This is a genomic window from Pseudomonas sp. HP_08, assembly GCF_055284095.1.
Genome location: NZ_JBTOQC010000053.1, coordinates 244,851 through 271,589 on the forward strand (window position 1 = coordinate 244,851; position 26,739 = coordinate 271,589).

At 61.6% G+C, this 26,739-nt stretch carries 25 protein-coding genes; 11 read left to right on the forward strand and 14 right to left on the reverse strand.

Going from position 1 to position 26,739, the window contains the following annotated elements; translation table 11 throughout:
- Positions 1 to 32: 32 nt before the first annotated feature.
- Positions 33 to 1,217, reverse strand: a complete 1,185-nt coding sequence (locus ACYAS9_RS30155; RefSeq protein WP_463572196.1) for a cyanate transporter — start codon at positions 1,215 to 1,217, stop codon at positions 33 to 35.
- Positions 1,218 to 1,341: 124 nt separating this feature from the next.
- A complete protein-coding gene (locus ACYAS9_RS30160; protein ID WP_463572155.1) occupies positions 1,342 to 2,451 on the reverse strand; it encodes an MBL fold metallo-hydrolase in 1,110 nt (369 codons plus the stop codon).
- 157 nt (positions 2,452 to 2,608) lie between these two features.
- On the opposite strand from ACYAS9_RS30160, the gene ACYAS9_RS30165 reads away from it, so the two are divergent.
- Positions 2,609 to 3,226, forward strand: a complete 618-nt coding sequence (locus ACYAS9_RS30165) for a TetR/AcrR family transcriptional regulator (protein WP_463572156.1) — start codon at positions 2,609 to 2,611, stop codon at positions 3,224 to 3,226.
- 1 nt (position 3,227) lies between these two features.
- Here the strand turns inward: ACYAS9_RS30165 and fahA are convergent, their stop codons facing one another.
- From fahA to hppD, 3 genes are read right to left on the reverse strand one after another with little or no spacing between them, the layout of a single operon-like run.
- A complete protein-coding gene (gene fahA / locus ACYAS9_RS30170) occupies positions 3,228 to 4,514 on the reverse strand; it encodes a fumarylacetoacetase (protein ID WP_463572157.1) in 1,287 nt (428 codons plus the stop codon).
- Positions 4,514 to 5,809 (reverse strand): homogentisate 1,2-dioxygenase, encoded by a 1,296-nt coding sequence (gene hmgA, locus ACYAS9_RS30175; protein WP_463572158.1) that lies wholly within the window; start codon positions 5,807 to 5,809, stop codon positions 4,514 to 4,516. Before hmgA ends, fahA begins: the two co-directional genes overlap by 1 nt.
- Before the next feature lie 43 nt (positions 5,810 to 5,852).
- Positions 5,853 to 6,929: a 4-hydroxyphenylpyruvate dioxygenase gene (gene hppD, locus ACYAS9_RS30180; RefSeq protein WP_463572159.1), complete on the reverse strand. Its 1,077-nt coding sequence runs from the start codon at positions 6,927 to 6,929 to the stop codon at positions 5,853 to 5,855.
- A gap of 222 nt (positions 6,930 to 7,151) precedes the next feature.
- Between hppD and ACYAS9_RS30185 the strand changes: the two genes are divergently transcribed.
- The 3 genes from ACYAS9_RS30185 to ACYAS9_RS30195 all read left to right on the forward strand — a co-directional run bounded on the left by ACYAS9_RS30185 (position 7,152) and on the right by ACYAS9_RS30195 (position 9,784).
- On the forward strand, positions 7,152 to 7,559 hold the full coding sequence (locus ACYAS9_RS30185; RefSeq protein WP_463572160.1) for a heme-binding protein: 408 nt from the start codon (positions 7,152 to 7,154) through the stop codon (positions 7,557 to 7,559).
- Positions 7,560 to 7,586: 27 nt separating this feature from the next.
- On the forward strand, positions 7,587 to 8,486 hold the full coding sequence (locus ACYAS9_RS30190) for a LysR family transcriptional regulator (protein WP_463572161.1): 900 nt from the start codon (positions 7,587 to 7,589) through the stop codon (positions 8,484 to 8,486).
- 113 nt (positions 8,487 to 8,599) lie between these two features.
- Positions 8,600 to 9,784 carry an MFS transporter gene (locus ACYAS9_RS30195; RefSeq protein WP_463572162.1) on the forward strand — a complete coding sequence of 395 codons (1,185 nt, stop codon included), beginning with the start codon at positions 8,600 to 8,602 and terminating at the stop codon, positions 9,782 to 9,784.
- A gap of 4 nt (positions 9,785 to 9,788) precedes the next feature.
- Here ACYAS9_RS30195 and gntR read toward each other — a convergent pair whose 3' ends face one another.
- Entirely contained in the window at positions 9,789 to 10,805 is a 1,017-nt protein-coding gene (gntR, locus tag ACYAS9_RS30200; RefSeq protein ID WP_463572163.1) for an HTH-type transcriptional regulator GntR, read from the reverse strand.
- Positions 10,806 to 11,074: 269 nt separating this feature from the next.
- On the opposite strand from gntR, the gene ACYAS9_RS30205 reads away from it, so the two are divergent.
- From ACYAS9_RS30205 to csrA, 3 genes are all read left to right on the forward strand, one after another.
- A complete protein-coding gene (locus ACYAS9_RS30205) occupies positions 11,075 to 11,566 on the forward strand; it encodes a gluconokinase (protein ID WP_463572197.1) in 492 nt (163 codons plus the stop codon).
- 112 nt (positions 11,567 to 11,678) lie between these two features.
- Positions 11,679 to 13,031 carry a GntP family permease gene (locus tag ACYAS9_RS30210; protein WP_463572164.1) on the forward strand — a complete coding sequence of 451 codons (1,353 nt, stop codon included), beginning with the start codon at positions 11,679 to 11,681 and terminating at the stop codon, positions 13,029 to 13,031.
- A gap of 561 nt (positions 13,032 to 13,592) precedes the next feature.
- Entirely contained in the window at positions 13,593 to 13,781 is a 189-nt protein-coding gene (gene csrA / locus ACYAS9_RS30215) for a carbon storage regulator CsrA (protein ID WP_056838891.1), read from the forward strand.
- 102 nt (positions 13,782 to 13,883) lie between these two features.
- Here csrA and ACYAS9_RS30220 read toward each other — a convergent pair whose 3' ends face one another.
- The 5 genes from ACYAS9_RS30220 to ACYAS9_RS30240 all read right to left on the reverse strand — a co-directional run bounded on the left by ACYAS9_RS30220 (position 13,884) and on the right by ACYAS9_RS30240 (position 18,433).
- Positions 13,884 to 14,126, reverse strand: a complete 243-nt coding sequence (locus tag ACYAS9_RS30220) for a hypothetical protein (RefSeq protein WP_463572165.1) — start codon at positions 14,124 to 14,126, stop codon at positions 13,884 to 13,886.
- A gap of 72 nt (positions 14,127 to 14,198) precedes the next feature.
- Positions 14,199 to 15,134, reverse strand: a complete 936-nt coding sequence (locus ACYAS9_RS30225) for a ketopantoate reductase family protein (RefSeq protein ID WP_463572166.1) — start codon at positions 15,132 to 15,134, stop codon at positions 14,199 to 14,201.
- A 153-nt stretch (positions 15,135 to 15,287) separates the two neighbouring features.
- The gene (locus ACYAS9_RS30230) at positions 15,288 to 16,712 is read right to left on the reverse strand and encodes a pyridine nucleotide-disulfide oxidoreductase (RefSeq protein ID WP_463572167.1); all 1,425 of its coding nucleotides are present in this window, start codon (positions 16,710 to 16,712) and stop codon (positions 15,288 to 15,290) included.
- 610 nt (positions 16,713 to 17,322) lie between these two features.
- Positions 17,323 to 17,589 carry a DUF1652 domain-containing protein gene (locus ACYAS9_RS30235; protein ID WP_463572168.1) on the reverse strand — a complete coding sequence of 89 codons (267 nt, stop codon included), beginning with the start codon at positions 17,587 to 17,589 and terminating at the stop codon, positions 17,323 to 17,325.
- A gap of 364 nt (positions 17,590 to 17,953) precedes the next feature.
- Entirely contained in the window at positions 17,954 to 18,433 is a 480-nt protein-coding gene (locus tag ACYAS9_RS30240; protein ID WP_463572169.1) for a GNAT family N-acetyltransferase, read from the reverse strand.
- A gap of 281 nt (positions 18,434 to 18,714) precedes the next feature.
- On the opposite strand from ACYAS9_RS30240, the gene ACYAS9_RS30245 reads away from it, so the two are divergent.
- Positions 18,715 to 19,665, forward strand: a complete 951-nt coding sequence (locus ACYAS9_RS30245) for an alpha/beta hydrolase (protein ID WP_463572170.1) — start codon at positions 18,715 to 18,717, stop codon at positions 19,663 to 19,665.
- Here ACYAS9_RS30245 and ACYAS9_RS30250 read toward each other — a convergent pair.
- The 3 genes from ACYAS9_RS30250 to ACYAS9_RS30260 all read right to left on the reverse strand — a co-directional run bounded on the left by ACYAS9_RS30250 (position 19,653) and on the right by ACYAS9_RS30260 (position 22,405).
- Complete coding sequence (locus tag ACYAS9_RS30250) at positions 19,653 to 19,853, reverse strand: helix-turn-helix transcriptional regulator (RefSeq protein WP_463572171.1); 201 nt, start codon at positions 19,851 to 19,853, stop codon at positions 19,653 to 19,655. The genes ACYAS9_RS30245 and ACYAS9_RS30250 overlap by 13 nt on opposite strands.
- Entirely contained in the window at positions 19,850 to 20,221 is a 372-nt protein-coding gene (locus tag ACYAS9_RS30255) for a hypothetical protein (protein WP_463572172.1), read from the reverse strand. The genes ACYAS9_RS30250 and ACYAS9_RS30255 overlap by 4 nt, the downstream gene beginning before the upstream one ends.
- A 93-nt stretch (positions 20,222 to 20,314) precedes the next feature.
- Entirely contained in the window at positions 20,315 to 22,405 is a 2,091-nt protein-coding gene (locus ACYAS9_RS30260) for an ATP-binding protein (RefSeq protein ID WP_463572173.1), read from the reverse strand.
- Between the two features lie 221 nt (positions 22,406 to 22,626).
- Between ACYAS9_RS30260 and ACYAS9_RS30265 the strand changes: the two genes are divergently transcribed.
- The 3 genes from ACYAS9_RS30265 (at position 22,627) to ACYAS9_RS30275 (ending at position 26,725) form a co-directional block, all read left to right on the forward strand.
- Positions 22,627 to 23,136: a sigma-70 family RNA polymerase sigma factor gene (locus ACYAS9_RS30265; protein WP_463572174.1), complete on the forward strand. Its 510-nt coding sequence runs from the start codon at positions 22,627 to 22,629 to the stop codon at positions 23,134 to 23,136.
- The gene (locus ACYAS9_RS30270) at positions 23,133 to 24,113 is read left to right on the forward strand and encodes a DUF4880 domain-containing protein (protein ID WP_463572175.1); all 981 of its coding nucleotides are present in this window, start codon (positions 23,133 to 23,135) and stop codon (positions 24,111 to 24,113) included. The genes ACYAS9_RS30265 and ACYAS9_RS30270 overlap by 4 nt, the downstream gene beginning before the upstream one ends.
- Before the next feature lie 170 nt (positions 24,114 to 24,283).
- A complete protein-coding gene (locus tag ACYAS9_RS30275; RefSeq protein ID WP_463572176.1) occupies positions 24,284 to 26,725 on the forward strand; it encodes a TonB-dependent siderophore receptor in 2,442 nt (813 codons plus the stop codon).
- The last annotated feature ends 14 nt before the right edge of the window (positions 26,726 to 26,739 follow it).

Genomic DNA, 26,739 nt, shown 5'->3' on the forward strand with positions numbered 1-26,739 from the left:
CTCTGATCGGATCCGTCGATAGCACGATAACATCAAACTGTTTCAGGCTGCAGATGACGGGCATAAGAGGCCGGATCAAAACGCACCACGATCAGCAACAGAATCACCACCAGCGCCAGCAACGACCACCACGCCGCGCTGAAGCTGCCCAGTTGATCGCGCAGCACGCCAGCGATCAATGGCGACAGGCTGGCGATCAGGTAACCGATGCCCTGCACGAATGCGGTCAGGGCGCCGGCGCGTTGCGGGTCGTCGACATGGTCCATCGAGACGATCAGGCTCATCGGGAACAGCCCGCCAATACCCAGCCCCAGCAGGCTCGCCCACAGCAGGCTGGCCTGTTGCGGCAGCAGGATCAAGCCGGCAAAACCACAGAGCATCAGGCCCAGCAACACCACCAGCACCCCGCGTTTATCGCGGCTGCGGTTGGCCAGTGCCGGCGTGATCAGCCCCGACACCACCTCCATCAGGGTCAGGTAGCCCAGCAGCAGGCCGGCGTGCTGCTCGCTCCAGCCCTGCTCGACGTAATACGGCGCCAGCCAGGCCAGCACACAGGTGTAGGCCGCGGTGCCCAGGCCAAAGAAGATGCCCAGCGTCCAGGCGCGCGGCCGGCGTGCAAACGATGTCTGCCGTGATGCGATCGGCTGGCTGTCGCCTTGTAGCCGCTGGCGTTGCAAGGTCCACAACAGCAGGCCGGGCAGCGCCAGCACGGCCCAGATCGCCAGGCCCGCGCGCCAGCTGCCGGTCAGGTTCAGCACCGAGGGCGCCAGCGAAGCCGACAATGCCGCGCCGCCCATGATTGCGGTGACGTACAGGCCCATGCACAGCGAGACATTCGTTTTGAAGCGGGTCTTGATCAGGGTCGGCATCAACGCCTGGACCATGGCGATGCCCAAACCTGCAAGCACTGCGGTGACGATCAGCCAGAGGATGGAGTCGACAAACAGCCGCGCCACGGTGGCCAGGCCGATCACCCACAGCGACAGGCTGATGCTGCGGTACAGGCCCAGCACAGCGGCCAGGCGCAAGCCAAAGAACATCGCCAGCCCCATGGCCATGACCGGTAGCAGGGTCAACAGCGACGCCAGGCCAAAACCCAGCGGTAATTCCAGGCGGATCGCCGACAACAGCGGCCCCACCGCCGCCATCGAGGGTCGCAGGTTGAGGGCGACGCCGATTACGCAGGCCAATAGCGCAAGGCTCTGCAGGCGGGTCATGGGCGATGAAGCGGTCGAGGCGTCTGGCACGGCGGTTTCCTTGTCTGGATCAGGAAACCATTAGGCCGAGACCCAGCGCCCACCGGCAAATCAGAAAACAGCGCGCACTATCGAAAAATTAATGTCAGGCGTTCTGCCGGCGGCCCTGGCAATTGCCGCTGCACCACAGCTTGCGAAGCTTTTTGACAGGCTGCGCCTTGGGCTCCGGTGCCTCGTCGACCTCCAGCCACCAACTGTCGCCACGGCTGGGGTACTGCACGTAAAACGCCTGGCCCATGCGCGGCGTGGTGATGTTGACGTTGTTTTCCCAGGCCAGGGCCAGGATGCGGTCGAACGGTTCGTGCCACTCGTGCATCGCCAGGTCGAAGGTGCCGTTGTGGATCGGCAGCAGCCAGCGCCCGCGCAGGTCCTTGTGCGCTTGCAGGGTTTCTTCGGGCTGCATGTGCACCATCGGCCATTGCACGTTGTAGGCGCCGGTTTCCATCAGGGTCAGGTCGAACGGGCCGTACTGCTCGCCGATCCGCTTGAAGCCGTCGAAATAGCCGCTGTCGCCACTGAAGAAGATCCGTTGCGAGCCATCGATGATCGTCCAGGAGCACCACAGGCTGCGGTTGCCGTCCCACAGGCTGCGCCCGGAAAAGTGCTGCGAAGGCGTGGCGACAAACTCGATGCCGACGAGGTGCGTGGCTTGCCACCAGTCCAGCTGGCGCACCTTGTGCGCCGGCACGCCCCACTCCACCAGCGTGTCGCCAACGCCCAGCGGCGCCAGGAAATACTCGGTCCTGGCTTGCAGGGCCTGGATGGTCATGTGGTCCATGTGGTCGTAATGGTTGTGCGACAGGATGATTGCCTCCAGCGGCGGCAAGTCCTGAAGACTGATCGGCGGATTGTGGAAGCGTTCGGGGCCTGCCCATTGCACAGGCGATGCACGTTCGGCGAACACCGGGTCGGTCAGCCAGAATTTATTGCGCAGCTTGAGCAGCACGGTGGAATGGCCCAGGCGCCAGACGCTGTTGTCCGGTGCGGCCAGCAATTGCTGGCGCGACAACGGCTGCACCGGGATGCGCCCGGCAGGCCGGGTGCCGGCCGGCTTGTTGAACAACTGGTCCCAGAACACGCCCAGGGTACGCACCAGGCTCAGCGGCTTCATCGGCGCAGGATTACGGTAACGGCCCTGCTCGCGGGACAAGACGGGCAAGGTCGGGACGTCCGGGGTTCGGTGGGTCTTGGCCATGGTGTGCTGCTCCTGGGTGCTGAAGGTGTACCAAACACGTGCGCTACATGTAACTACACTACACGGTGTAGTTTTAAGCTTGCAGGAATGACGCAGACAAGTAAACTGCCGAGTGTAATTTTCTCTAAACGCACGTTTGAAGCGAACACCGGACCTTATGACCACCCCCCTACGCCTGACCGACCAGAAACGCGAAGCCATTGTCATGGCGGCGATTGCCGAGTTTCGCGACCGGGGGTTCGAAGTCACCAGCATGGACCGCATCGCGGCACGGGCGCAGGTGTCCAAGCGCACCGTCTACAACCATTTCCCCAGCAAGGAAGAGCTGTTCGCCGAGATGCTCCAGCGCCTGTGGATCAGCGCCGCGCCCGCCGCCGATGCCGCCTACAGCACCGACCGTGGCCTGCGCGAGCAGTTGCGCGATCTGCTGCAAACCAAGATGGACACGCTGGGCGACGCCAATTTCCTGGATCTGGCACGTGTGGTGCTCGGTGCCACCATTCATTCGCCGGAACGTGCCCAGGACTGGATGAACCGTATCAATGAGCGCGAAGAAACCTTCACGGTCTGGATTCGCGCGGCGCAGCGCGACGGCCGCCTGAAGGCGGTCGATGCCGATTTCGCCGCCAGCCAGATCCACGCCCTGCTCAAGGCGTTCGCCTTCTGGCCACAACTGACGCTGAATGCCCCGCTGCTCGATGAGCAGAAACGCCACGACGTGGTGGAGTCGGCGCTGGATATGTTTCTGGGCTGGTATGCGGTGCGGACAGCCTGATTCAAGCCACCACGCGACCGCGACACTCACCAAAGCCGATCGACACCTGCCCTTCGCCGCGGCACCGGGCGCGCAGGATCACTTCATCGCCGTCCTGCAAAAACAGGCGCTCTTCACCATGGGCCAGCACCACCGCCTGTTTGCCGCCCTCGGTCATTTCCAGCAGGCTGCCCAGTTGCCCCGCTTGCGGACCGGACAAGGTGCCGGTGCCCAGCAGGTCGCCGGCTTGCAGCTTGCAACCGTTGACGCTGTGGTGGGTGATCATCTGGGCCACGGTCCAGTACATGTGCAAACTGTTGCTCGATGCCAGGCGCTGCGGCGGCAGGCCTTCGCGACGCATGCGTTCGGTGAGCAGCAGCACTTCCAGTTCGATGTCCAGCGCGCCGCCCTGCTGGTCGGCAGGGTCTAACAGATAGCTCAACGGCGGCGGATCACCGGCCGGACGTGCCGGCTGCGGGCGACGAAACGGTGCCAGTGCCTCGATGCTGACCACCCACGGCGACAGGCTGGTGGCAAAGCTCTTTGACAAGAACGGCCCCAGCGGCTGGTATTCCCAGGCCTGGATATCGCGCGCCGACCAGTCGTTGAGCAGGCACAAGCCTGCAATGTGTTCCGGCGCATCACTGATGTTGATCGCCTGGCCCTGCGCATTGCCCGGCCCGATCCAGACGCCGACTTCGAGCTCGTAATCCAGCCGCCGACAAGGGCCGAGCTGCGGCACCTGCTCGCCCGCCGGCAGGATCTGGCCTTGCGGCCGGGCGACCGGCGTGCCGGAAACACACAGCGTCGAGGCGCGGCCGTGGTAGGCGATGGGCACGTATTTGTAGTTGGGCAGCAGTGGGTTGTCGGGGCGAAACAGCTTGCCGACGTTCAGCGCATGATGAATGCCGACATAAAAGTCGGTGTAGTCGCCGACCCGCGCCGGCAGGTGCATACGGCATTCGCTCATCGGCAGCAGCAAGGGCAGCAGTTGCTCGCGTTGGGTGCTGTCGGCGTCGAACAGCGCCAGCAAGGCCGTGCGCAACGCCTGCCGGGCCGGTGCGCCCAAGGCGAAATAATCATTGAGAAACTGGCCGCTGGCCGCCTCGGCCGCATGGCGGGCCAGGCCATGAAACAGGCCTGCCTGTACTGCGGCGGCAAGATCCAGCACCCGATCACCGATGGCCACCCCGCCACGCCGCCGCTTATCGAGGTGGCTGAAGATGCCCAGCGGCAGGTTTTGCAAGGCAAAGTCCGGATGATCGTTGGCCGAAGCCAGCCAGCTACGACGGTGAATGGCTGTAGCCATTACTGAGGCTCCTGATGAAAAGTACGCGCCATGCCGTCCCAGCAGTGATCGTAGTCGCTCTGCAATTGCGCACATTCCAGCGCATGCCGGCTGGGTCGCAGCACCTGGCCGGTCTCGAACATGAAGGCCAGGGTGTTCTCGATTTTATGGGGCACAAGCTCTGCGGCGATGGCGTTCTGCACCGTGAGATTGTCGGGGCCATGGGCGCTCATGCAGTTGTGCAGCGAGGCGCCGCCGGGCATGAAGCCTGCGGCCTTGGCATCGTAGACGCCTTCGATCAGGCCCATGAATTCGTTCATCAGGTTGCGGTGAAACCACGGTGGGCGGAAGGTGTTCTGCGCCACCATCCAGCGCGGCGGAAATATCACAAGGTCGACATTGGCCTGCCCCGGCACCGCACCGGGCGAGGTCAACACGGTGAAGATCGACGGGTCCGGGTGATCGAAGCTGACCGTGCCCAGGGTGTTGAAATGGCGCAGGTCATACCGATACGGCACGTTGTTGCCATGCCAGCCGACCACATCGAACGGCGAGTGGCTCAGGGTCGTGACCCATAACTGGCCGAGAAACTTCTGCACCAGTTCGACCGGTTCCTGGCGGTCTTCGAACCAGGCACACGGGGCGAGAAAATCCCGTGGGTTGGCCAGGCCATTGCTGCCAATCGGGCCCAGGTCCGGCAGGCGCAGCGGGCAACCGTGGTTTTCACAGACATAGCCGCGCGCCGTGGCATCAAGCAACTGCACGCTGAATTTCAGGCCGCGCGGCAGCACCGCAATCTGCTGAGGCTCGACATCGAGCAGGCCCAGTTCGGTGACGATGCGCAAGCGTCCCTGTTGCGCAACGATCAGCCACTCGCCATCGGCATTGAACAGCGCGCGGTCCATCGACCGGTTGGCGGCGTACACATAAATGCTCACGCCTTCAGCACGCTCGGCGCTGGCGGTGCGTGCCAGGGCCGTCAGCCCGTCGAGAAAGTCCGTGGGCTGGTCCGGGATGTCAAAGGCGTTCCAGCGCAGCCGGTTGGGCGTTGGCGCGCCGTCTTCAAGGCCGCGAATCTGCAGCGTCATTCGGGTATAGGCCGGGTGCGCGGCCGACGGCATGATCCGGTACAGCCAGGTGCGCCGCGCTTCGCTGCGCGGCACCGTAAAGGCAGTGCCGGAAAACTGCTCGGCATACAGCCCCAGCGCGTGACGCTGCGGCGAGTTTTGCCCGACCGGCACGGCGCCGGGCAGCGCTTCACTGGTGAAGTGATTGCCGAACCCGGCCTGGTAATGCAAGGGTTGCGAGGCCGCCATGGGAGGTCTCCTGATTTTATTTTTATTAGGGGAACAGCCGCTATCAATCGCTTGCCAGCACGCCACGCCGTACCTGATCGCGCTCGATGGACTCGAACAGCGCCTTGAAATTGCCCTCGCCAAAACCTTCATCGCCCTTGCGCTGAATGAATTCGAAGAACACCGGGCCCAGCAAGGTTCCGGAGAAAATCTGCAACAGCAAACGCCGCTGGCCGCCCTCGCTGGTGCCGTCGAGCAAAATGCCGCGCGCCTTGAGTTCATCCGCCGGTTCACCGTGATTCGGCAGGCGCTCTTCGAGCATCTCGTAATAGGTTTCCGGCGGCGGGGTCATGAAGGGCATGCCCAGCGCTTTCAGGGCATCCCAGGTCTTGAGCAGGTCGTCGGTGCAGAACGCCACATGCTGGATGCCCTCACCGTTGAACTGCATCAGGAACTCTTCGATCTGGCCGGCACCGCGCGACGACTCTTCATTCAAGGGAATGCGGATCAGCCCGTCGGGGGCGCTCATGGCTTTGGAGGTCAGGCCGGTGTATTCGCCCTTGATGTCGAAGTAGCGCAGCTCGCGGAAGTTGAACAGCTTTTCATAGAACCCGGCCCAATAGGCCATGCGCCCGCGATACACGTTGTGGGTCAGGTGGTCGATGAACTTGAGGCCTGCGCCTACAGGATGGCGGTCGACACCTTCGATGAAATTGAAGTCGATGTCGTAGATCGAGGTGCCTTCGCCAAAGCGGTCGATCAGGTACAACGGTGCGCCGCCGATGCCCTTGATCGCCGGCAACCGCAGCTCCATGGGACCTACGGCGATTTCCAGCGGTTGCGCGCCCAGCGCCAGCGCGCGCTCGTAGGCCTTGTGCGAATCCTTGACGCGAAACGCCATGCCGCACACCGACGGGCCATGCTCGGCGGCAAAATACGACGCCAGGCTGTGCGGCTCGCTGTTGAGGATCAGGTTGATATCGCCCTGCCGGTACAGGCTCACCGCCTTGGAGCGATGAATCGCTACCTGGGTGAAACCCAGCATGCGCAGTACAGGTTCGAGCGTGCCGGGGGTCGGCGCGGCCAGTTCAATGAACTCAAAGCCCATCAGGCCCATCGGGTTGTCGTAGAGATCAGCCATGGTCTGGCTCCTTGCAGGAAAGTGAACACGTGGATAAAGCGCGTGGTTCAGCTTTTGCGAGGAGGCGCGCACGAGATACCCCGCACGCTACGGGCGAGAAAATCTCCAAACAGCAACTGCAAGGCGAGTACTTTCATGCCCTGAGCCTAGCCTGACTTGTGCGGTCTGCATAGCGTGCGTATATGCTGGCACCCCATCGAACAATCAATAAAAGGACGCTGCATGAAAATCAAAGCCGTACTGACCCAGACCGAAATCAGCCTGATCCTCGCCGCTGCCCGCCAGGAAGCCCTGACTAACCAGTGGGCCGTGTCGATTGCCATTGTCGATGACGGCGGGCATTTGCTGGCCTTTGAACGCCTGGACGGCGCCAACCCGATCAGCAGCTACATCAGTGTCGAAAAGGCCCGTACCGCAGCCTTGGGCCGCCGTGAATCCAAAGGCTATGAAGAGATCGTCAACGGTGGCCGCACCGCCTTTCTGACCGCCCCGCTGCTGACCTCGCTGGAAGGCGGCGTGCCGATCATCGTCGACAGTCAGGTAATCGGTGCGGTGGGCGTGTCCGGGGTCAAGTCCGAGCATGATGCCCAGGTGGCCAAGGTCGGGATCAAAGCGCTGAACGCCGACTGATCGCGCTCTGGCGTCTGTGAGGCAGGCATGGACAAGTTGCTGGCACTCAAGCTGTTCGTCGAATCGGTCGATGCACAGGGATTTTCTGCCGCCGCCAGAAAGCTGGGGCTGGCAACGTCGTCGGTCAGCCGCGCCATCGATGCGCTGGAAAACGAGCTGGGCGCGACCCTGCTCAACCGCTCGACCCGGCAGATTTCAGTGACCGACGCCGGCGCGCGTTATTACCACAAGGCCCGGCGTCTGCTCGACGACATGGCTGAAGCCGATGCCGAAGTCGCCGACCGGGGCCTGGAGCCGGTCGGCAGCTTGCGAGTATGCGTGCCGGTGGAATTCGGCCGCCGGCTGATCGCCCCGCATCTGGGGCAACTGCTCAAGCGTTATCCAGGCCTGGCGCTGGACATCACCCTCAGCGATCGCTTCGACGATTTGCTCGATGGCCGCTTCGACGTTGCCATTCGCCTGGGCGAGGCGGCGCCCGATGCCGAGGTGGTGTGCCGGCACCTGGCCGATTTTCAGCGCTGGACCGTGGCCAGCCCTGCTTACCTGGCCGCCCATGGCCAGCCGCACCATCCCGAACAGCTGTTGGCGCATGCCTGCCTGCGCTTCAGCTATGGCACGACACGTCAGGTGTGGCGCTTCAGTCGCGACAATGAACAGATCGAAGTACCGATTCAGGGTCGCTTGCGCAGCGACAACGCCGATGTGTTGCGCCAGGCGGCCATCGATGATGCAGGCGTCGCCCTGCTGGCCGACTGGCTGGTAGCCGATGACGTCAGCGCCGGCCGGTTGATTCGCATGCTTGGCGAGTGGGATGGCGCGCCGAACCAGGCCAGTACCGGCATTAACGCGCTGTACCTGCCCAATCATCGAGGTTCGCGACGTGTAGCAGCGTTTATCGGCTTTTTACAGGAGGTGCTGGCGAGATAAGCCACCTTTGCGCCTGGCGCAACACCCTCTTGCGTCCCAGGCGGATTCTCTCCTTCAAGCGCAAAACTTAACCTTCATGGCATCTGTTTTCCCACCCCGCTGGAGAAATTGCCATGCACCCCACTGTAGCTGTCATCACCTCGCCCCCACGTACCCTGTCACGCCTGCTGGTGATGCTCTTCGCCTTCTGCTGTGGCGCCATCGTCGCCAACATTTATTACGCCCAGCCGGTGGTCGGGCTGATCGCCGCCGACCTCAAGCTGAGCACGGGCAGTGCCAGCCTGATCGTTTCGCTGACGCAGATCGGCTACGCACTGGGCTTGCTGTTTCTGGTGCCACTGGCGGACCTGGTGGAAAACCGCCGGCTGATGATCTGCACCTCACTGGCTGCCGCTGCCAGCCTGTTGCTGGCCGGGCTTACCACGCACGGCGGGGTATTTCTTGCCGTGTCGTTATTGATCGGCTTCAGTTCGGTGGCCGTGCAGATGCTGGTGCCGCTGGCCGCTCACATGGCGCCCGAAAAGAGCCGTGGCCAAGTGGTGGGATCGATCATGGGCGGCCTGTTGCTGGGCATTCTGCTGGCCCGACCGCTGTCGAGCCTGGTGGCCGATCACTTCGGCTGGCGAGTCATGTTCATGAGTGCAGCCCTGGTGATGCTGGGCATCATCGCGCTGTTGTCGCTGTTGATCCCGCGCCGCCTGCCTGAACATCGCGCCAGCTATGGGCAATTGATGGGCTCGTTGCTGACCCTGCTGCGCCGTCATCCGGTCTTGCGCCAGCGTTCGCTGTATCAGGCGCTGATGTTCGCCGCCTTCAGCCTGTTCTGGACCGCCGTGCCGCTTGAGCTGATGCATGCACACGGTTTGTCGCAAAGCCAGATTGCGTTGTTTGCCCTGGTCGGTGCCATTGGCGCCATCGCGGCCCCCATCGCCGGCCGCCTGGCCGATGCCGGCCACACGCGCCGTGCCTCATTGATCGCCATGAGCCTGGCGCCGCTGGCCCTGCTGATTGGCGTGAGCCAGCCCGGCGCAAGCCTCTGGGGTCTGGCGCTGACCGGTATCCTGCTGGACTTTGCGGTGCAGATGAACATGGTGCTGGGCCAGCGCGAGGTGTATGCCCTGGACCCGGCCAGCCGTGGCCGGCTCAACGCGCTGTACATGACCAGCATCTTTCTCGGCGGCGCGCTGGGCTCGGCACTGGCCAGTGTGCTGTATCAGCAGTTCGCCTGGAGCGGCATCGCCCTGGCCGGCACCGTGCTGCCCGCCCTCGCCCTGCTGTTGTTTGTCAGCAAACGCTGAGCACTCAAGAGCTTTCGCGCACCACCAGCTCGAACCCCAGGTCAATCTGGGGTTCATGCGTTTGTTCGTCGAGCAACGCCAGCAGCATCTGCGCCGCACGCAAACCCACTTCTTCACGCGGGGTGCGAATCGAGGTCAGGCGCGGGACCATGTGCGCCGAACCCGGCAAGTCGTTGAAGCCCACCAGCGCCACCTGCCCGGGAATCTCGATACCCCGGCGCAAGGCTTCAAGGGCCGCGCCCTGGGCCAGGTCGTCGTTGCAGAAAAACACCGCATCGACGTCCGGGTGTTCTTCGATCAGGCGGGCGAACAGCTCGCAACCCAGGCCAATGGACGACGGCAAGGGCGACATTACATGCAACTGCGGATCGTCCAGCCCGGCCTCGACCAGCACCTGACGAAACCCCGCACCGCGCTGCAACACCCGCGGGTCGAGCTGGGCAGCCATATACGCCAGGCGCTTGCGGCCACGACCGAGCAAATGCCGCGCCGCTTCGGCACCGGCCTGGTGCTGGGAAAAGCCGACGCAGTTGGCCTGCTCGGTGATGTCCAGCTCCATCATGTGTACGCACGGCACTTCACTGGCGGCCAGCAGGCGGCGCACGGCCGGGGTGTGATCGAGACCGGTCAGCAGAAGGCCGCGCGGCCGGGTGATCAGGTGATTGCGCAGCAGCTTCTCTTCTTCTGCGGGGTTGTAGTGGTAATTGCCGATCACCACTTCCAGGCCACGCGGGCGCAGGACGTTCTGGATGGCTTCCAGGGTTTCGATGAATAACTGGTTGGACAGCGACGGCACCAGCACCACCACACTCGGGCTGCTGGACGACGCCAGCGCACGGGCCGCCGGGTTGGCCACGTAGCCCAGGCGTTTCGCGGCAGCCTGAACCTTTTCGGTGAGTTCAGGGGCGACGGTGCTGACGCCACGCAAGGCCCGTGAGGCGGTAATCGGAGAAACGCCGGCCAGTTGCGCGACCTCGTTGAGGGTCGGGCGGCCGGTGGAGCGGGAACCAATACGTGCCATGCGTTGCCAACTGAAAGAGGGGTTGCAAAGATGCCGTTATCGGCTCTAAGGTAGCGCTATCTCATCGCCCGAGGCAATGAATTGCGCCTGCCATCCGCTGTCTTGCGACAGCCTGGAGTTTGCGCGATGGTGATCTTACCTACAAAAACAACGACAAGCGCTGGAACAGTTCAGCTGGTCTTTTGCTCAATCAATAAAAGACAGCGCTGTCTTCAGTAAGGATGGCAAACGTGACAACAGATAAAACTGCTATTTCTGCCTTGGTGATCATGGGTGTTTCCGGTTGCGGCAAAAGTGAAGTTGGCCAATGCATTGCCGACTATGCCGAAGGACGCCTGATCGAAGGCGACAGCTTTCACCCGCCTGCCAATATCAAAAAGATGAGCGCCGGCATTGCCCTCAATGATGACGACCGCGCCGGCTGGTTGACTCAATTGGGTGAGCAACTGGCCAGTGCCGTGGCCAATGGCGAACGCCCGGTGCTGACCTGCTCGGCGCTCAAACGCCGCTACCGCGAACGCCTGCGCGAGATGGTGCCGCAACTGGGTTTTGTCTTTCTGCAGTTGTCTCCGGAAATGGCCCGCCAGCGCTGCGCGCAACGCCCCAATCACTTCATGCCCGCCAGTCTGGTGGACAGTCAGTTCGCCGCCCTTGAGCCACCCTTCGACGAGCCGCGCACGCTGGTGGTTGATGCGACGCAAAGCATCGTCGAACTGGGCCGCCAGGCAGCTGACTGGTGGCAGGCTTCACGCCAGGCCTGAACGCCTGCCCCGGTTTGCACGACAATTACCTGCACGACAAAGACAGCGCTATCTGCGATGAACAATCACTCACTTAATGGCTCCATAAAATAATGACAACTGGAGAACACTCATGTTCGGTATGACCCACGAGACCTACTTGCTGGCCGACGCCCTGGTTACGATCGTCGGCCTGGTGATCTTGATCACCAAATTCAAGGTCCACCCCTTTATCGCCCTGACCATTGCCGCAGGTTTTCTCGGCCTGACCAGCGGCATGCCGGTGGAAAAAGTGATGAAGGCCTTCCAGGACGGCTTCGGCGGCGTACTGGGCTTTGTCGGCATCATCCTTGGCCTGGGCACCATGCTCGGCAAGCTGATGGCTGACTCCGGCGGCGCGGACCAGATCGCCCAGACTTTGATTCGTACCTTCGGCAAGCAGAAGGTGCACTGGGCGATGATGTTTTCCGCCTTTCTGGTGGGCATTCCGCTGTTCTTCGAAATCGGCTTTGTGCTGTTGATTCCGCTGGTGTTCATCGTCGCACGGCGCACCGGCGTGTCGATCATCAAGATCGGCATCCCGCTGCTGGCCGGTCTTTCTGCGGTGCACGGCCTGGTGCCGCCGCATCCGGGGCCGCTGCTGGCCATCGGTATCTTCGGCGCTGACATCGGCAAGACCATTTTCTACGGCCTGCTGGTCGCCCTGCCTACGGCCATCATTGCCGGCCCGATCTATGGCAAGTGGATCTCCAAGTACATTCCGGGCAGCCCGTCAGAAGAACTGATGGCGCAGATTGCCAAGGAATCGAACACCCAGAACCTGCCCGGCTTCGGTATCACCCTGGTGACCATCCTGCTGCCGGTGTTCCTGATGCTGCTTAAAACCTTTGCCGATGTGGTGCTGGCAGAAAACAACGTGTTCCGCATCTGGATGGACTTCATCGGCCACCCGATCAGCGCCCTGCTCGCTGCCCTGCTGCTGGCGTTCTACACCTTTGGCGCGGCTCGCGGTTTTGATCGCTCGCAGATCATGAAGATGCTCGACCAGAGCCTGACGCCGGTGGCGGCCATTGTGCTGATCGTCGGTGCCGGCGGCGGCTTCAAGCAAATGCTGGTGGCCAGTGGTGTGGGTGATGTGATTGGCCACATGGCGGTACAGGCGCAACTCAACCCGATCATGCTGGCGTGGCTGGTGGCGGCGGTGATTCGTATTGCGACCGGTTCTGCGACTGTGGCGACCATTACCGGTGCCGGGATTGTCGCGCCGGTGGTTGGCCTGGTGCCTGGAGTCAATCGCGAGTTGCTGGTGCTGGCCACCGGCGCAGGCTCGCTGATTCTTTCTCACGTCAATGATGCGGGCTTCTGGCTGGTCAAGCAGTACTTCAACATGACCGTCAGTGAAACCTTCAAGACCTGGACGGTAATGGAAACCATTCTGTCGGTGGTCGGCATCATCTTTATCATGCTGCTTTCGACTGTGCTCTGACCCTTCCTTCACGGCTGTCGGACTTTTCTTCCGGCAGCCGTGCACTTATTCAACAACAACCCGCGACACACTGACGCACACTGCGGTGTGTCGTGAGCCAGTAGACTGCGCCTCGCTAAAGTGCAAAACACTCTCAATCACCCACGCAATTCCTGTCGCCTACCTGATAAAAACCTCTTTCCAATTGAAATATCAGAAAGCTCAGGCAATTATGCGTGCCAAGGCCTACGCTAAAACTCGGCCAGGGACTACGCAGTCTGATGCAGTGTCCTACATTGCAACTAATGCGCGATGATCATGTCAATCTGGATCCAATCTAGGTTTTTTGCAGATTTTGCCAGTAAATACGGGCATTTACAGGATAAAACGGGCAGAATTGGTTTACTTGCCACTATGTTGATGCAAATCAAGGTGACAAGATAATGAACCGAGGGAATTAAATTCACCGCTGCAACGTCATATTGATGGAAGCATTTGGATGCACTCGGCAACAATCACCACGCAAAGGCAAACGCCAGCCTCTTGAGAGAGGCGCTACAAGAGGCCATCAAGGAAAAGATTATGTTGATACTCACTCGCAAAGTAGGCGAAAGCATAAACATCGGTGACGACATCACCGTGACCATTCTTGGTGTCCAAGGGCTGCAAGTGCGGCTGGGCATCAATGCACCTAAAAACGTTTCAGTGCACCGTGAAGAAATCTACAAGCGTATCCAGGCAGAGCTGGCACCCACCCAGAACTCCCAATAATTCCTGGCGCCTCCCTCGATTCAAGCGATCCACCCGCACAGCGTTGCATGCACGGGTGGATGGCATTACGGCACTTGTTGAGGTGCCGTTTTCATTGATGGGTCAATCGCCCGCTTCAAGACGCGAAGCGATGCGATCCTTGATCAACAAACGGTGTTCCTTGAGTTTTTTCAGGTCATCGTCGCCAATGCCTCCCGCCAGTCCTTTTTCGGCATCTACTACGTTCAGGTCGGCTTGCTGGTACTCATTGAGCAAATGCTGCAGACGCTCATCGCTCTTGCCACGCGCCAGAATGTCTTCCTTGCTCAAGTGCAAGTCCGCGAACAGATCATGTTTGACTGGCATGAATCGGCCTCCATCAGAGAGAAAAGGAAACCTAAGGGTAGCAGCCCGCTGATTTATAGCGCGGATCGCGCCTTAACCTTCCCGGCTGCGCCGCGCCTCGAAAGCGCGCAGATGAATGCAGGCCACCTCCAGCATCGACAAGCCAGCGGGCGTAATGCCCAGCGTCTGACGCCGAACCAGCAGATCGCCCAGCAGATGCTCGCCTTCGGTGGCCGCGCCGCGCTCGATGTCGCGCAGCAGTGAGGCGCTCAGCGCCGACCCCGGCACCGTCAGCATTGCCAGGCAACGCTGCTGTGCCGCGGCACTCATGGGGTAGCCCGCCGCCAGGGCTATGTGCGCGCATTCTTGCAGGGTTGCAGTGATCAACTCTTCGCCGCCGCCCGCCAGTACATCGCCCAAGGGCGCGCGCATCATGCCGGTGACCGCCGCCAGGGTGGCGATGAAGCACCATTTGTCCCACATGTCCTGAATGATGTGCTGGCTGAAACTGGCCTCGAAACCGGCATCGGCCAGCACCTCGGCGACCCGCAGGATCCGCCGGCTGGACGCGCCACTGAGTTCGCCGAAGCGCAGTTGATGATGGGCATTGAGGTGCACAATGATGCCGCCCGCATCCTGGTCGAGCGACACCAGGCATTGCCCGCCCAGCACCGCTTCGCTGCCGAAGCGCTCGATCAGCCGATCCAGATGCGCCATGCCGTTGAGCAGCGGCAAAATCAATGTCTCGGGACCGACGGCCGGGGCGAATGCCTCGATGGCATTTTCCAGATCGTAGGCCTTGCAACTGAGCAGAACCAGGTCGTACCGCGCCACCAGTTGGTGGGCCAGTACACAGGGTGGCGACGGATACTGGATATTGCCCTGCGGGCTGCGTACCCGCAGGCCATCGCGCTCCAGGGCCTGGGCTCTGGAAGTGCGCACCAGAAACGTGACATTGCGACCGGCTTCCAGCAACCGCCCGCCGAAATATCCCCCCACGGCACCCGCACCGACAATCAGAATGCGCATAGATGTTGCTCTCCTTGGCGTCTGTGCAGCGTAGTGGATCGGGCGCAGCCACTCAATCGATGAGTGTCAGGTGGTCAACCGCCAGCACACTTGCATAAAAAAATCCCGCCCAGCCTCACGGCAGCACGGGACAAAGGGGACTTCACTCATTGCTCAGACCTTGCCGATCAAATCCGGCAACAGCAGGTGTATATGCTCATCGAGCGTCTGCACCAGCGAATACCGGCCGTGTTCTGCGGCCGGTGCAAGCCGTTGCAGACGCGCCTGCAAGGCTTCGATCACCACGCGACTGGCATCGTGGTGAAATTGCCAGACGCCATAAATCCGGCCTTCGAACGACGCTTCGCTGCCCAGTTGCGGATCGGCCGCCAGGCCTGAGCCGATGCCGAACAGGTACAAGCCGTCCAGCCGCCGCCCGTGCTGGTCCAGCGGGCATCCGCTGGCGTCGGAGTCGAGCCCGCCACGGGCCTGACGCAACTCGATCGGGGTGCCATCGGCGTGACTGAGCACAGGTACTACAGGCTGATAACCGGTGCACTGGATCACCGCGCCACTGTCAGCCAGCGCCCGCGCCGCGCGCTCATGGTCGCCCGGCGGCCCGCCTTCAGTCTGCATGCGCTGCACGCCGACCCCGGTCTTGCCGATGCGGGCCTTGCCCAATACTTCACGACCAATGTTCAACGCCCGATAACGCAAGCCGCCAGAGCGGTTGACCCGCCCGGACACCGGACACACATCGCGCTGCGGCTCGAATGCGTAGCCATCTTCCTGCGCCAGCTCTGCGCTTTCGTAGAACAGCCGGATCGGGCTGCGGTGAATCAGGGTCACCTCGCGCAGGCCGGCAAATTCCAGCGCATCGGCCAGATTCTCCAGCACCGAAAAAGCACTGTGCGAGCCGCCCACCACACTGATGCGCTGGCCACGCGCGATCAGCGGCACCAGTTGCTCGCGCAGTTGCACCCCGTTCATGCGCAATACGCTGTCGGACCCCAGAATCTGCGTCCCGCGTGACAAGCGCAGCCCTTGGCTGGCCAGGTGTTCGATCAGGTGCTGCGGGTTCTGGCGACCGCCCAGATTGAGCACCAGCCCCTGGCAATTGATACGGCGCTCGTAACCTGCGGTTTCGACACGCAGACTCAACTGGCCGGGTTGCCAGATCACTTCGGTGATGGTCGTGCTGTGCCAGATCTTGACACCGTAACGCTGGACGATATGGCGCAGCACCAGTTGCGAGGCTTCGGCCATCAACTCTCCGGCCTCAGCCAGCGGTGGTGCACTGTTGGCCTGGCGGCGAATCCGCCAGTAGGCCGGGGAATACTCCAGCGGCTCGAAAATTTCCGCCAGACGCGGGTCGCGCAAACAATCGATAAAGACATCGCCCACCGAGTTGGCGGTGATGCGGTAGTTGCCAAGACTGCCAATACCCGGCGTCTCACTGGCGTCGACCACGATCAGGCCATGGCGGGCCAGATCTGCCAGGGTTCCGGTCTTGAGGGCGTTGAACAAAAAGCCCATGCCCGCCACCCCGGCGCCACCCACAACGCAGGCACAGGTTACTTGCGTATGATCTTTGAACATGGTGTGTCTTCCTTGGCGTGTTGATAAACGAAGCCCGTCTGGCGTAATCGCAAGGACGTCTTCCATCAGGAAACAACCATTTACATTCCTGTTATTCAGTGTTGCGAATCATGAAGTTGCGCACTTAGTTTGAAAGCACTTGCGCATGCGTCAACATAATTGCGCACTAAACAAACGTTTGCGCGAGCCTGAACAGTTTATTTTGAAGAGGCAGTGAACAGCATTAAAAAGGCGAGTGCCCATAAGAAGTAGCCACGCTACCGCCACACTCGGCGCAGCGAAACTTGAGAGAAGAGAAGGAACGGTCGACAGGCGGCACAATGACACCTGCCTGATCGAATAGTTGCAAAGATCATGAAGACTGTCAAATAACCGACAAGCCCTGTCGAGGCCCAGGCAAGATCAGGCAACCTCATGATTAAACTGCGAAAATCGGGGAAATTAGAAGAATAAAGCGCGTGCCGAATGGCGCCACGTGAACAGCCGGACTGTTTGTTTTTTTATATGCAGTTCACGCAAGGCGATAAAAAACCGGCGTCAACGTAATGACGACGCGGCAGGCCGACACAATTGCCGTGTCGACCACAGTGTTACAACAGCAGTAACAGGCTCACGCGCGGCGCGAATAGAACTGAGGCCGGCTGACACTGTCGAGCTCTTCACGCAGCCCGGCGACCAGATCATTGATGGCGCGACTGCTGTCGAGGCGCATCAGGTCGATACCGGTCACCAGCAGATCCACACGCCCGGTAACGGGTTCGGTGATCTGAATGGTCATGGAACGATCCGGGGCAATGGTGCACGTGCAACTCAAGGGCAGAAACGCCCCTTCGACAATGCTTCTTAATTCAAGCGTAGACAGTCCACAAGCGATCATTTGCTATCTCCTTATTTGCAAGCGCCGCTGTAAAGTCCGTCGAGCGCTTACGCTTATTGGTATTCAAAAACGATATAAGCAAGCGGCGGGCTTGCTCAAGGGCTACCACCGCAAGACAACGGTGATTGTTGTCCTTTATACGCCTCACTTACACGCCCGGCAATAAAGTTACGATGTAAAACAAGGCAACCTGTTACATATTCGATAACAGGTCATAGAGAATCGTTTCATCCAGCAGACACTTTATTTAAAAAGCATTGCAAATGAACTTGTTAAACTTTGAACAATCCGTGTGAATAAAGCCGTTATCGACCAGAACCGACAGCGCGGCTCCGGTCGACAGGCGCATTGAAAAACCGGGCAATCACTCCGGACGCAGCAATCGCAGATGAATCAACGCCACCGGCAGGCCTTGCTTGTCGCGCCGTTCCTCGATGGAAAACGGGCGAAAACCCAGCCTTGAGTAGAACACCAGGCCGGTGACGTTGTTGTTGAAACACGAGGAGGTCACTTCACGCGCTTCGTGCTTGTCGAAGGCAATCTCGGCCATGCAGGCGATCAGGTAACGCCCTACCCCTTTGGCCCGCGCCTGGCTGGCGATAATGACATTGCCCAGGGTGCAGCGATTGCGAAAATCGCAACGCGCGAAGTTGGCGTAGCCGACCACCTCGCCATGCATCTCGATGACCGTAGGGTCCGAACGCTGCTCCAGTGAGGCTTTCAACTGCTCCGGGGTGAACGGATAGACTGCGCGCGGGAACATGTAAAACAGCTCGTCGGCGTTCTGAGGAAGAGCGCATACGGTGGCGATGTCTTTTTCTTCCATGGGACGGTGTAGGAGCATTGAGCAATACCTTTTGAAGAAATTGAAGAACATGCGCTGCATGAAGACGGTGTTAAAGCATGTTACGCAGATAGGCGAAACAATATCCACCCCCCGGCAGGCGGGCCGTCGACCTAGCCAATCTCGCTGCGATCACCCCTCAGTACAGCAGGTGCGCGCCGTTCATGCAGGCTACGGATTGACGGCAGCAAGCAATATCCTGTAACCGATATTTCCTGTCTGGCGCTGCAACGCCACGGCATAAACAGCCTCTATTTCACTTTGATGACCGGATTTCCTGCATGTCGACGCATAAAACCGCACCGCGCAAATGGCGGCGCCTGACCCTGGCGCTGATGGCCGTGATTATCGTAGGCCTGCCCGTGGGCTGTGTCGTGCTGGAGCGCAAGGAGCGCGAGCTGGTATTTCGCATCGAACCGGGCACGGCCAGTTGGTATGCAGGATTGCCAGCCGGCGTCGAAGAGCTGGAACTCAAGACACCGGCATTCGGCAATAAACAGAATATCCATGCCTGGTGGTGGCCTGCGCCCCGCAAAGATGCCCCAGCCGTGTTGTATCTGCATGGCTCGCGCTGGAACCTGACCGGGCAGTTATTTCGTATCGAACAATTACGCGCACTGGGTTTTTCAGTGCTGGCTATCGACTACCGGGGTTTTGGCCAGAGCGCAGGTGAATTGCCGTCGGAAAAAAGTGTTTATGAAGATGCACGTATTGCCTGGGAACGGCTAAAGCTGCTGCAACCGGACCCGAACCGGCGCCTGATCTACGGTCACTCGCTGGGCGGAGCGGTGGCTGTGGACCTGGCAGCCGAACTGGGCCGTGAAGCCGCCGGTAGCGATGCCCCGGTGCAGGCGCGCGGCCTGATCATCGAGTCTACCTTCACCAACCTGGCCGATGTCGCGACCTCTATCGCCAGCAGCTACACCTCGTTGCCGGTGCGCTGGCTGCTGTCGCAGAAATTCGACTCGCAAGACAAGATCGCCGATATCCACATGCCGGTGCTGATCGTCCATGGCACCGACGACCGTTACGTACCGTCGCGTTTCAGCGAGGCGCTGTTCAAGGCCGCTGCAGAACCGAAAAACCTGTTGCTGATTCCTGGCGGCACCCACAACAACAGCATGCGCCTGGGGCGTCAGGCCTACAGCCAGGCCATTCAGGCACTGCTCAAGACGCCCGCGCCACGAACACAGGCCAGCCAGCCTGCGGCCAGAGCCGGTCAGGCGGGCTGATCATCCTCGAAAATCGCCTCGATGGGCCGGGCAAACAGCCGGGCCATCTGAAAGGCCAGCGGCAAGCTTGGGTCGTAGCGGCCGTTTTCGATGGCATTGATGGTCTGGCGCGACACGCCCAGGCGGGTGGCCAGGTCCTCTTGCGACCAGCCGCGTTCGGCGCGCAGCGCCTTGAGGTGGTTGTTCATCGGTAGCGCCGCGAAGCGATGAACAGCCCCAGCATCCACATCACCGCCATCAACGGCCAGACCACGAACAGCGACAGTTTCGGCAAACCGACGTTTTCCAGAAACCCATAACTGAACGTCAACAAGGCGCTGGCCGCGAAGGCAAAGCCCAGCGCCTCGAACTGGATGCGCAGTTGCAGTTCGTCAAGCCGCCGCAATTGGCGGACCACGGCCCAACACACCAGCACACAGGGCACCACCGGGGCAAGGCTGATGGCCACTTGCGCGGCGGGCATCAGGTCGTTGCCATTCAGGGCCACCAGCGATGCAACCAGCACAACCATATAGGCCAGCATGGCGCCGCCGAACTCGCGAAGATAAATATTCATGAAACCCTCATCATGGAAAGCGTGCTTTACATGATGAGCAAATCACATCCTGATGTAAAGTTTGCTTTCCATCAGTGCAGCTCGTTATCAGCGCTAGTCTTCACGCTCGATCATCTCGTGAATGCGGCTGGCAAGCGCCTCCATGGTGAACGGCTTGGTCAGCACCCACATGCCAGGGTCCAGATGGCCGTTGCCAATGATTGCGTTCTCGGCATAACCGGTGATGAACAGCACCTTGAGTTGCGGGCGCAGCCGCCGCGCGGCATCGGCCAGTTGGCGACCGTTCATGCCGCCGGGCAGGCCAACGTCGGTGACCAGCAGGTCGATGCGCGCATCACTTTCCAGAATGCGCAAGGCACTGGCACCTTCCGGGGCTTCAAGGGCCGAGTAGCCCTGGTCGGCAAGCACCTCGCCGACCAGCATGCGAATGGTCGGTTCGTCGTCGACGATCATCACCGTGCTGGTGGCCAGTACCTTGTGCGCCTGGTGCAGACTGCCTGGCTCTTCTGCCATCTGCTCGACCTCGTCGCCATAGTGGCGCGGCAGGTACAGACACATAGTGGTGCCCTGGCCCGGCTCGGAATAAATGCGCACCTGACCGCCGGACTGGCGCACGAAGCCATAGACCATCGACAGCCCAAGCCCGGTGCCCTGCCCCAGCGGCTTGGTGGTGAAGAACGGGTCAAACGCCCGCGACATGATTTCCGGGCTCATGCCGGTGCCGGTGTCGGTCACGCACAGCGAGAGGTATTGACCCGGTGACAGATCGCGAAACCGTGAAGCACGTTCATCAATCCACTTGTTGGCCGTTTCGACGGTGATCCGCCCGCCACCGGGCATCGCATCGCGGGCATTCAGGCACAGGTTAAGCAAGGCGTTTTCGAGTTGCGGCGCGTCGATGAACGTCGACCACAGGCCAACGGCCGTGACCACCTCGACGGTGATGTGCGGCCCTACCGAACGGCGAATCAGTTCTTCCATGCCCACCACCAGCCGATTGATGTCCACCGGCTTGGGGTCCAGCGTCTGGCGCCTGGAAAACGCCAGCAACCGGTGGGTCAACGAGGCAGCACGTCGCGAGGCGTCCAGGGCTGCGGACACATAGCGATCGATTTCGCCGTAGCGCCCCTGGCTCAGGCGCGTGCGCAGCAACTCCAGCGAGCCGTTGATACCAGTCAGCAGGTTGTTGAAGTCATGCGCGATGCCGCCGGTCAACTGGCCCACCGCTTCCATTTTCTGCGACTGGCGCAGCGCCTCTTCGGCCTGCTTGAGGCGCTCCTGCTCACGCAAGCGGTCGCCGATGTCATAGGCGAACAGATATGCCCCGACCAGTTGGCCTTCGGCGTTGCGCAAGGGGCTGTAACGAATTTCGTAATACCGCGCGACATCGCCGAAACTGGCGATTTCGATGAACTCTTCACCCTTCAGCGCCCGTGTCCACAGCGCCTGTATCCTGTCGCGGATCTCGGGCTGGTCGGCAAGCGCTTCAAGCAGGCTGTGCCCCACGCGCGGCTGCACGCCGAACAAACGCTGGAACTCCCAGGCGGCCATGGCATTGATCGCCAGCCAGCGGTAATTCAGGTCGATCACATGAATCCGCGCGTCGGTGCCATTGACCACATCGGCCAGCACATTGCGCTCGGCCACCGCCTCGCGCACCCGGCTTTCCAGCGTGGCGTTCAACTCCTGCAGGGCACGCTCGGCGCGCTTGCGCTCGGTCACGTCCTGAAACAGCACCGCCACCTGATGACTGCCCACCGGTTCGATACGAAAGGCGGTCAGCGCCAGGTAGCGCCCGGTGGCCTCCAGCTCACGCTCGAAACGGATCGGCACGCCGGTGCGCAGTACACCGCCGTACATCTCGACCCAGCCATCGGCCTCGGCGCCAACCATCTCGCGCACTTTCTGGCCGACCACATTGGGAATGCCGGCATGAAAGGCATAGGCAGCGTTGGCTTCGATATGGATGTAATCGCTCAGCGGCCCATGCGGGCCGTCGAAGAATTCGATGATGCAGAAGCCTTCATCCATCGAATCGAACAGAAAACGATAGCGCTCCTGCGAGCGGGCCAGGGCGGCCTCGGCGTGCTGGTTACGTGTCGATAACTGGTCGTGCAGATGAGTATTTTCGGCTTCGAGGGCGCTGACGCGATTGCGCAGGGCTTGAATCTCGTGGTCGGTCACAGCGTTACATCCTGAAATTAAGACGTCGCACTGGCAACTGGCAAGACGACAGCATCACGCTACGAGAAAAACCGCCGGCTGGCAAAGACAATCCTGTGTCGGTACTGAGACAGACCAGGGCCGCGCTCATCCGAAAGTGTAATTAAACGTTCAACAACTTAATAAGAACCATTACCATACGCGCCGAAATTGCCACCGATTCCGTACCGAGGCCATCCGCCATGACTGCTACCACCTCCCGGCAACACGTCGTGGGCGAACTGTACAGCCAGCATCACAGCTGGGTGGTGCAATTGCTGCGGCGCAAACTGGGCGACCGGGAATCGGCGCTGGACCTTGCCCAGGACACCTTCGTGCGTATCTTGCGCAGTGAGAAGCTGCCGCCGATTCGTGAACCGCGCGCCTACCTGAATATCGTCGCCAGCCGCCTGTGCATCGAGCACTACCGGCGCCAGGCGCTGGAGCGCGCCTACATGGATTCGCTGGCCCTGCTGGAGCCCGAGCTGTGGCCGTCCCCGGAAACCCGCCTGCTGGTGCTTGAAGCGCTGGATGAAGTGGGCCGGGTGCTGGACGGCCTGGGCGGCAAGGTCCGGGAAATCTTTTTGCTGTCGCAGCTCGATGGCCTGACCTACCCGCAAATCGCCGAGCAGGTCGGCCTGAGCGTCAACAGCGTGCAAAAAGCCATGCTCAAGGCGCTGCGTCATTGTTACGCCGCAGTCTATGAACAATGAGCCTGTTCCAGCCGCTCGATAACCGCAGGCCGATCGACCCGCAGGTGCTCGAACAGGCCATGCTCTGGGCCGTGACCTTGCAGTCGGGCACCGCCGACCATGCCCAGCACGCCGCGTGCGCCGCGTGGCGCCAGGCCTCGGTCGAGCATGAACTGGCCTGGCAGCGACTGGTCGGCATCGGCCAGGACCTGCGCAGCGGCGCCGCCAACCTGCCGGCGCGGCATACCCGGCAATTGCTCAAGGCCCGCAGCGGCACCTCGCGGCGTACGCTGCTCAAGGGTTTCGCCGGGCTGGGCGTGGCCACCGCCGCTGGCTGGGGCGCACATGAACGGGTGCTGCTGCCGCAACTGTTCAGCGACTACCGCACCGGCACCGGCGAACGGCGCGACCTGCGCCTGGCCAACCTGGACCTGCAACTGGACACGCAAACCCTGCTGGATATTCATACCCGCGAGACCGAACGCCAGGTGATGCTGACCCGCGGCCGGGTGTTGCTGGCGCTCGGCGCCGATCAGGGCCTGGCGATCCGCACCGGCGACGGCTGGGTACGGCCCGCCGCCCACACACGCTTGATCGTCGCGCATGACGTCGGCGCCCTGCGCGACACCCGCGTTCAGGTGCTGGCCGGCAGCGCGATGCTGCAACCGGATCAAAGCCCGCCCCAAGACCTGAGCGCCGGACAACAGTCGCGCTTCGACGCCGGGCACATCGCAGGCATCGAAGAACTGGCGCAGGCGACGACTGCCTGGACGCGGGGCCAGTTGATCGTCGAACGCAGCGCGCTGGGTGACGTTATCGCCGAACTCGACCGCTACCGACGCGGCGTCCTGCGCTGCGATCCTGCGGTGGCCCACCTGTTGGTCTCCGGCGCCTTCTCGCTGGACCGTCCCGACGCCAGCCTCGACCTGCTGACCCGCACCCTGCCGGTGCGGATCAGCAAAGTCTTGGGGTATTGGGCGAGCGTGATGCCGGCATAGGGGTTGGCCACGTCGCGCTCCTGCAATCCGCGCTGCACTCAAGTGCCTTGTTTGCAAATCCGAATAATTTTCTTTCCTGTCCGGCAGTTTTTCCCGCTTCGAGCATCAAGACAGGTGTAGACGCTGAAAAACAGCGCGCCCTTGCCTTCATTCATCATATGGATCGCTCTATGCACACCCGCCCAACCCCGCTTGCCTGCGCCTTGCGCGCCACCCTGCTCGGCCTGTCGATCGCCAGCGCCAGCCCTGTTGTTCTGGCCGCGCCGGCAAACAGCACGGTAGATGATGCCCAGCGCCAGGCCTTTGCCATTCCGGCCGGCAGCCTCGACAAGGCACTCGGCGCGCTCGGCCAGCAGGCCGGTGTGATGATTGCGGCGGACTCCTCCTTGACCCAAGGCCTGAGCAGCGCCGGCCTCAACGGTCGCTACAGCCTGGCCGAGGCTCTGCAACAGTTGCTGGCACCGCTCAACCTGCAAGCACTGGCCGCCGGCAGCGGCTACCGGGTCGTGCCGCGCGTGGTGGTCGGTGACGGCCAGGTCGAGCTGGGCGCGACCACGGTCAACTCCAACCTGCTGGGCACCACCACTGAAAACACCGGCTCCTATACCACCGGCGCCACCACCATCGGCCGCAGCACCCAATCACTGCGCGAAACACCGCAGACCGTCACCGTGGTCACCCGCCAGTTGCTCGACGACAAGAACCTCAACAGCCTGGACAAGGTGCTGGAGAAAACCCCCGGCATCAGCTTTCAGTACCGCAACTTCGGCGGTCACGTGTACACCTCGCGCGGCTTCACGATGGCCGCCGAGAGCTTCCTGTACGACGGCGTGCCGGGCCAGGCCTATCAGGTCACCGGCTGGATGAAACCCGACACCGCCATTTATGACCGCATCGAAGTGCTGCGCGGCGCCACCGGCCTGCTGGTCGGTGCCGGCGAACCCGGCGGCGCGGTGAACCTGGTGCGCAAGCGCCCGACCGCCACGCCGCAGTTTTCGGTCACCACGCGCGCCGGCTCCTGGGATAACTACCGCATGGACCTGGACGGCAGTGGCAGCCTCAACGAATCCGGCAGCGTGCGCGGGCGCATGGTCGCCGCCTATGAAGACGCAGGTTCTTATCAGGACGCACGCAACAGCCGCACGCCGCTGCTGTACGGCATCGTCGAGGCCGACCTCAACGAGTCCACCACGCTGACCGCCAGCCTGCGCCGGCAAACCAACGTCATCAACGGCTACTCGATCTACGGCCTGCCGCGCTACAACAACGGCAACACCCTGGACATCTCGCGCTCGACCAACTTGGCGCCGAAATGGAACCGCCTCGAAAGCGACATGAACGAGGTGTTCACCGAAGTCGCGCACCGCTTCAACGACCGCTGGACCAGCAAGACCTCGCTGACCTACTCAGAAGGCGGCTTCGATCAGAACATCGCCTATGCCCGCGGCGCCATCAACCCGACGACACTGGCCGGCTCGCGCTTTCAAGGCGTGCTGTTCCGTCGCGACGAGGTCAAGAGCACGGGCCTGGACAGCCACATCAACGGCAACTTCGACGCCTTTGGCCTGGAGCATGAAGTGACGCTGGGCGCCACCTGGTCGCGGCAGCAATTCAACACCAAACAGGCGACCGTCGCGGTCAACTCGCCAATCAATATCTTCAACGTCAACCACAGCGCCCTGGCCAAACCGGCGCGCCCGGCGTGGGGCACCGACATCGACGCCACCGAAGAACGCTCCGGCCTCTACGGCAACGTGCGCCTGCGCCTGTCCGAACCGTTGAGCCTGGTGCTCGGCGGCCGCGCCAGCTGGTACACCTACGACTACGACGTCAAGACCGGTGCCGCCCTGAGCTACACCGCCAAGGAAGCCCGCGAACTCACGCCATTCGTGGGCCTGCTGTATGACCTGAACGAGAACTGGACCTGGTACACCAGCTACGCCGACATCTTCACCCCGCAGGGTAACTACCGCGACGTCAGCGGCTCGCCCCTGGATCCGGCGATCGGCACCAACTATGAAACCGGCTTGAAGGGCGAACTGTTCGACAAGCGCCTGAACCTGTCGATGGCGCTGTTCTACATCAAGCAGAACGATGTGGCGGTGGAAGACATCGACAACTCCGGCGCCTGCCTGAGCAACGACTCGTTCGGCACCTGCTACTCCAACGGCACAGTCAAGCGCAGCAAGGGCTTCGATATCGAGGCCAGCGGCGAAGTACTGCCGGGCCTGCAAGTATTCGGCGGCTACACCTACAACATGGTGCGCAGCACTACAGAAGAACAACTGACCTACGAAACGCCGAAACACATGCTGCGCCTGAACGCCAGCTACAACCTGCCGGGTGACTGGAACCGCTTGACGGTGGGTGCCGGCGTGACCACGCAATCGGCGTATGCGGTGCCCAATACGGCAGGGCTGGACTACGGCGTGGCCGGTTATGCGATCTGGGATGCGCGGGCCAGCTGGAAACTGGACGAGCACTGGAAGGTTTCGCTCAACGCCGAGAATTTGTTCGACCGCAAGTACTACACCACCTCGGCGGCGCTGGACCGCTCGAACCTGTTCGGCGAACCACGTAGCTATGTCGTGACATTGCGTGGGGATTTTTGATTCGTTGTGAAAGC

Coding starts and splice junctions, on each gene's coding strand:
- ACYAS9_RS30195 (WP_463572162.1), top strand. CDS start 8,600: ATGCACCCCACTGTAGCTGTCATCACCTCGCCCCCACGTACCCTGTCA.
- ACYAS9_RS30185 (WP_463572160.1), top strand. CDS start 7,152: ATGAAAATCAAAGCCGTACTGACCCAGACCGAAATCAGCCTGATCCTC.
- ACYAS9_RS30210 (WP_463572164.1), top strand. CDS start 11,679: ATGTTCGGTATGACCCACGAGACCTACTTGCTGGCCGACGCCCTGGTT.
- ACYAS9_RS30265 (WP_463572174.1), top strand. CDS start 22,627: ATGACTGCTACCACCTCCCGGCAACACGTCGTGGGCGAACTGTACAGC.
- ACYAS9_RS30160 (WP_463572155.1), bottom strand. CDS start 2,451: ATGGCCAAGACCCACCGAACCCCGGACGTCCCGACCTTGCCCGTCTTG.
- ACYAS9_RS30275 (WP_463572176.1), top strand. CDS start 24,284: ATGCACACCCGCCCAACCCCGCTTGCCTGCGCCTTGCGCGCCACCCTG.
- hppD (WP_463572159.1), bottom strand. CDS start 6,929: ATGGCTGATCTCTACGACAACCCGATGGGCCTGATGGGCTTTGAGTTC.
- ACYAS9_RS30250 (WP_463572171.1), bottom strand. CDS start 19,853: ATGAACAACCACCTCAAGGCGCTGCGCGCCGAACGCGGCTGGTCGCAA.
- ACYAS9_RS30220 (WP_463572165.1), bottom strand. CDS start 14,126: ATGCCAGTCAAACATGATCTGTTCGCGGACTTGCACTTGAGCAAGGAA.
- ACYAS9_RS30225 (WP_463572166.1), bottom strand. CDS start 15,134: ATGCGCATTCTGATTGTCGGTGCGGGTGCCGTGGGGGGATATTTCGGC.
- ACYAS9_RS30230 (WP_463572167.1), bottom strand. CDS start 16,712: ATGTTCAAAGATCATACGCAAGTAACCTGTGCCTGCGTTGTGGGTGGC.
- gntR (WP_463572163.1), bottom strand. CDS start 10,805: ATGGCACGTATTGGTTCCCGCTCCACCGGCCGCCCGACCCTCAACGAG.
- ACYAS9_RS30245 (WP_463572170.1), top strand. CDS start 18,715: ATGTCGACGCATAAAACCGCACCGCGCAAATGGCGGCGCCTGACCCTG.
- fahA (WP_463572157.1), bottom strand. CDS start 4,514: ATGGCTACAGCCATTCACCGTCGTAGCTGGCTGGCTTCGGCCAACGAT.
- ACYAS9_RS30240 (WP_463572169.1), bottom strand. CDS start 18,433: ATGCTCCTACACCGTCCCATGGAAGAAAAAGACATCGCCACCGTATGC.
- ACYAS9_RS30155 (WP_463572196.1), bottom strand. CDS start 1,217: ATGACCCGCCTGCAGAGCCTTGCGCTATTGGCCTGCGTAATCGGCGTC.
- hmgA (WP_463572158.1), bottom strand. CDS start 5,809: ATGGCGGCCTCGCAACCCTTGCATTACCAGGCCGGGTTCGGCAATCAC.
- ACYAS9_RS30205 (WP_463572197.1), top strand. CDS start 11,075: ATGGGTGTTTCCGGTTGCGGCAAAAGTGAAGTTGGCCAATGCATTGCC.
- csrA (WP_056838891.1), top strand. CDS start 13,593: ATGTTGATACTCACTCGCAAAGTAGGCGAAAGCATAAACATCGGTGAC.
- ACYAS9_RS30235 (WP_463572168.1), bottom strand. CDS start 17,589: ATGATCGCTTGTGGACTGTCTACGCTTGAATTAAGAAGCATTGTCGAA.
- ACYAS9_RS30165 (WP_463572156.1), top strand. CDS start 2,609: ATGACCACCCCCCTACGCCTGACCGACCAGAAACGCGAAGCCATTGTC.
- ACYAS9_RS30270 (WP_463572175.1), top strand. CDS start 23,133: ATGAGCCTGTTCCAGCCGCTCGATAACCGCAGGCCGATCGACCCGCAG.
- ACYAS9_RS30255 (WP_463572172.1), bottom strand. CDS start 20,221: ATGAATATTTATCTTCGCGAGTTCGGCGGCGCCATGCTGGCCTATATG.
- ACYAS9_RS30190 (WP_463572161.1), top strand. CDS start 7,587: ATGGACAAGTTGCTGGCACTCAAGCTGTTCGTCGAATCGGTCGATGCA.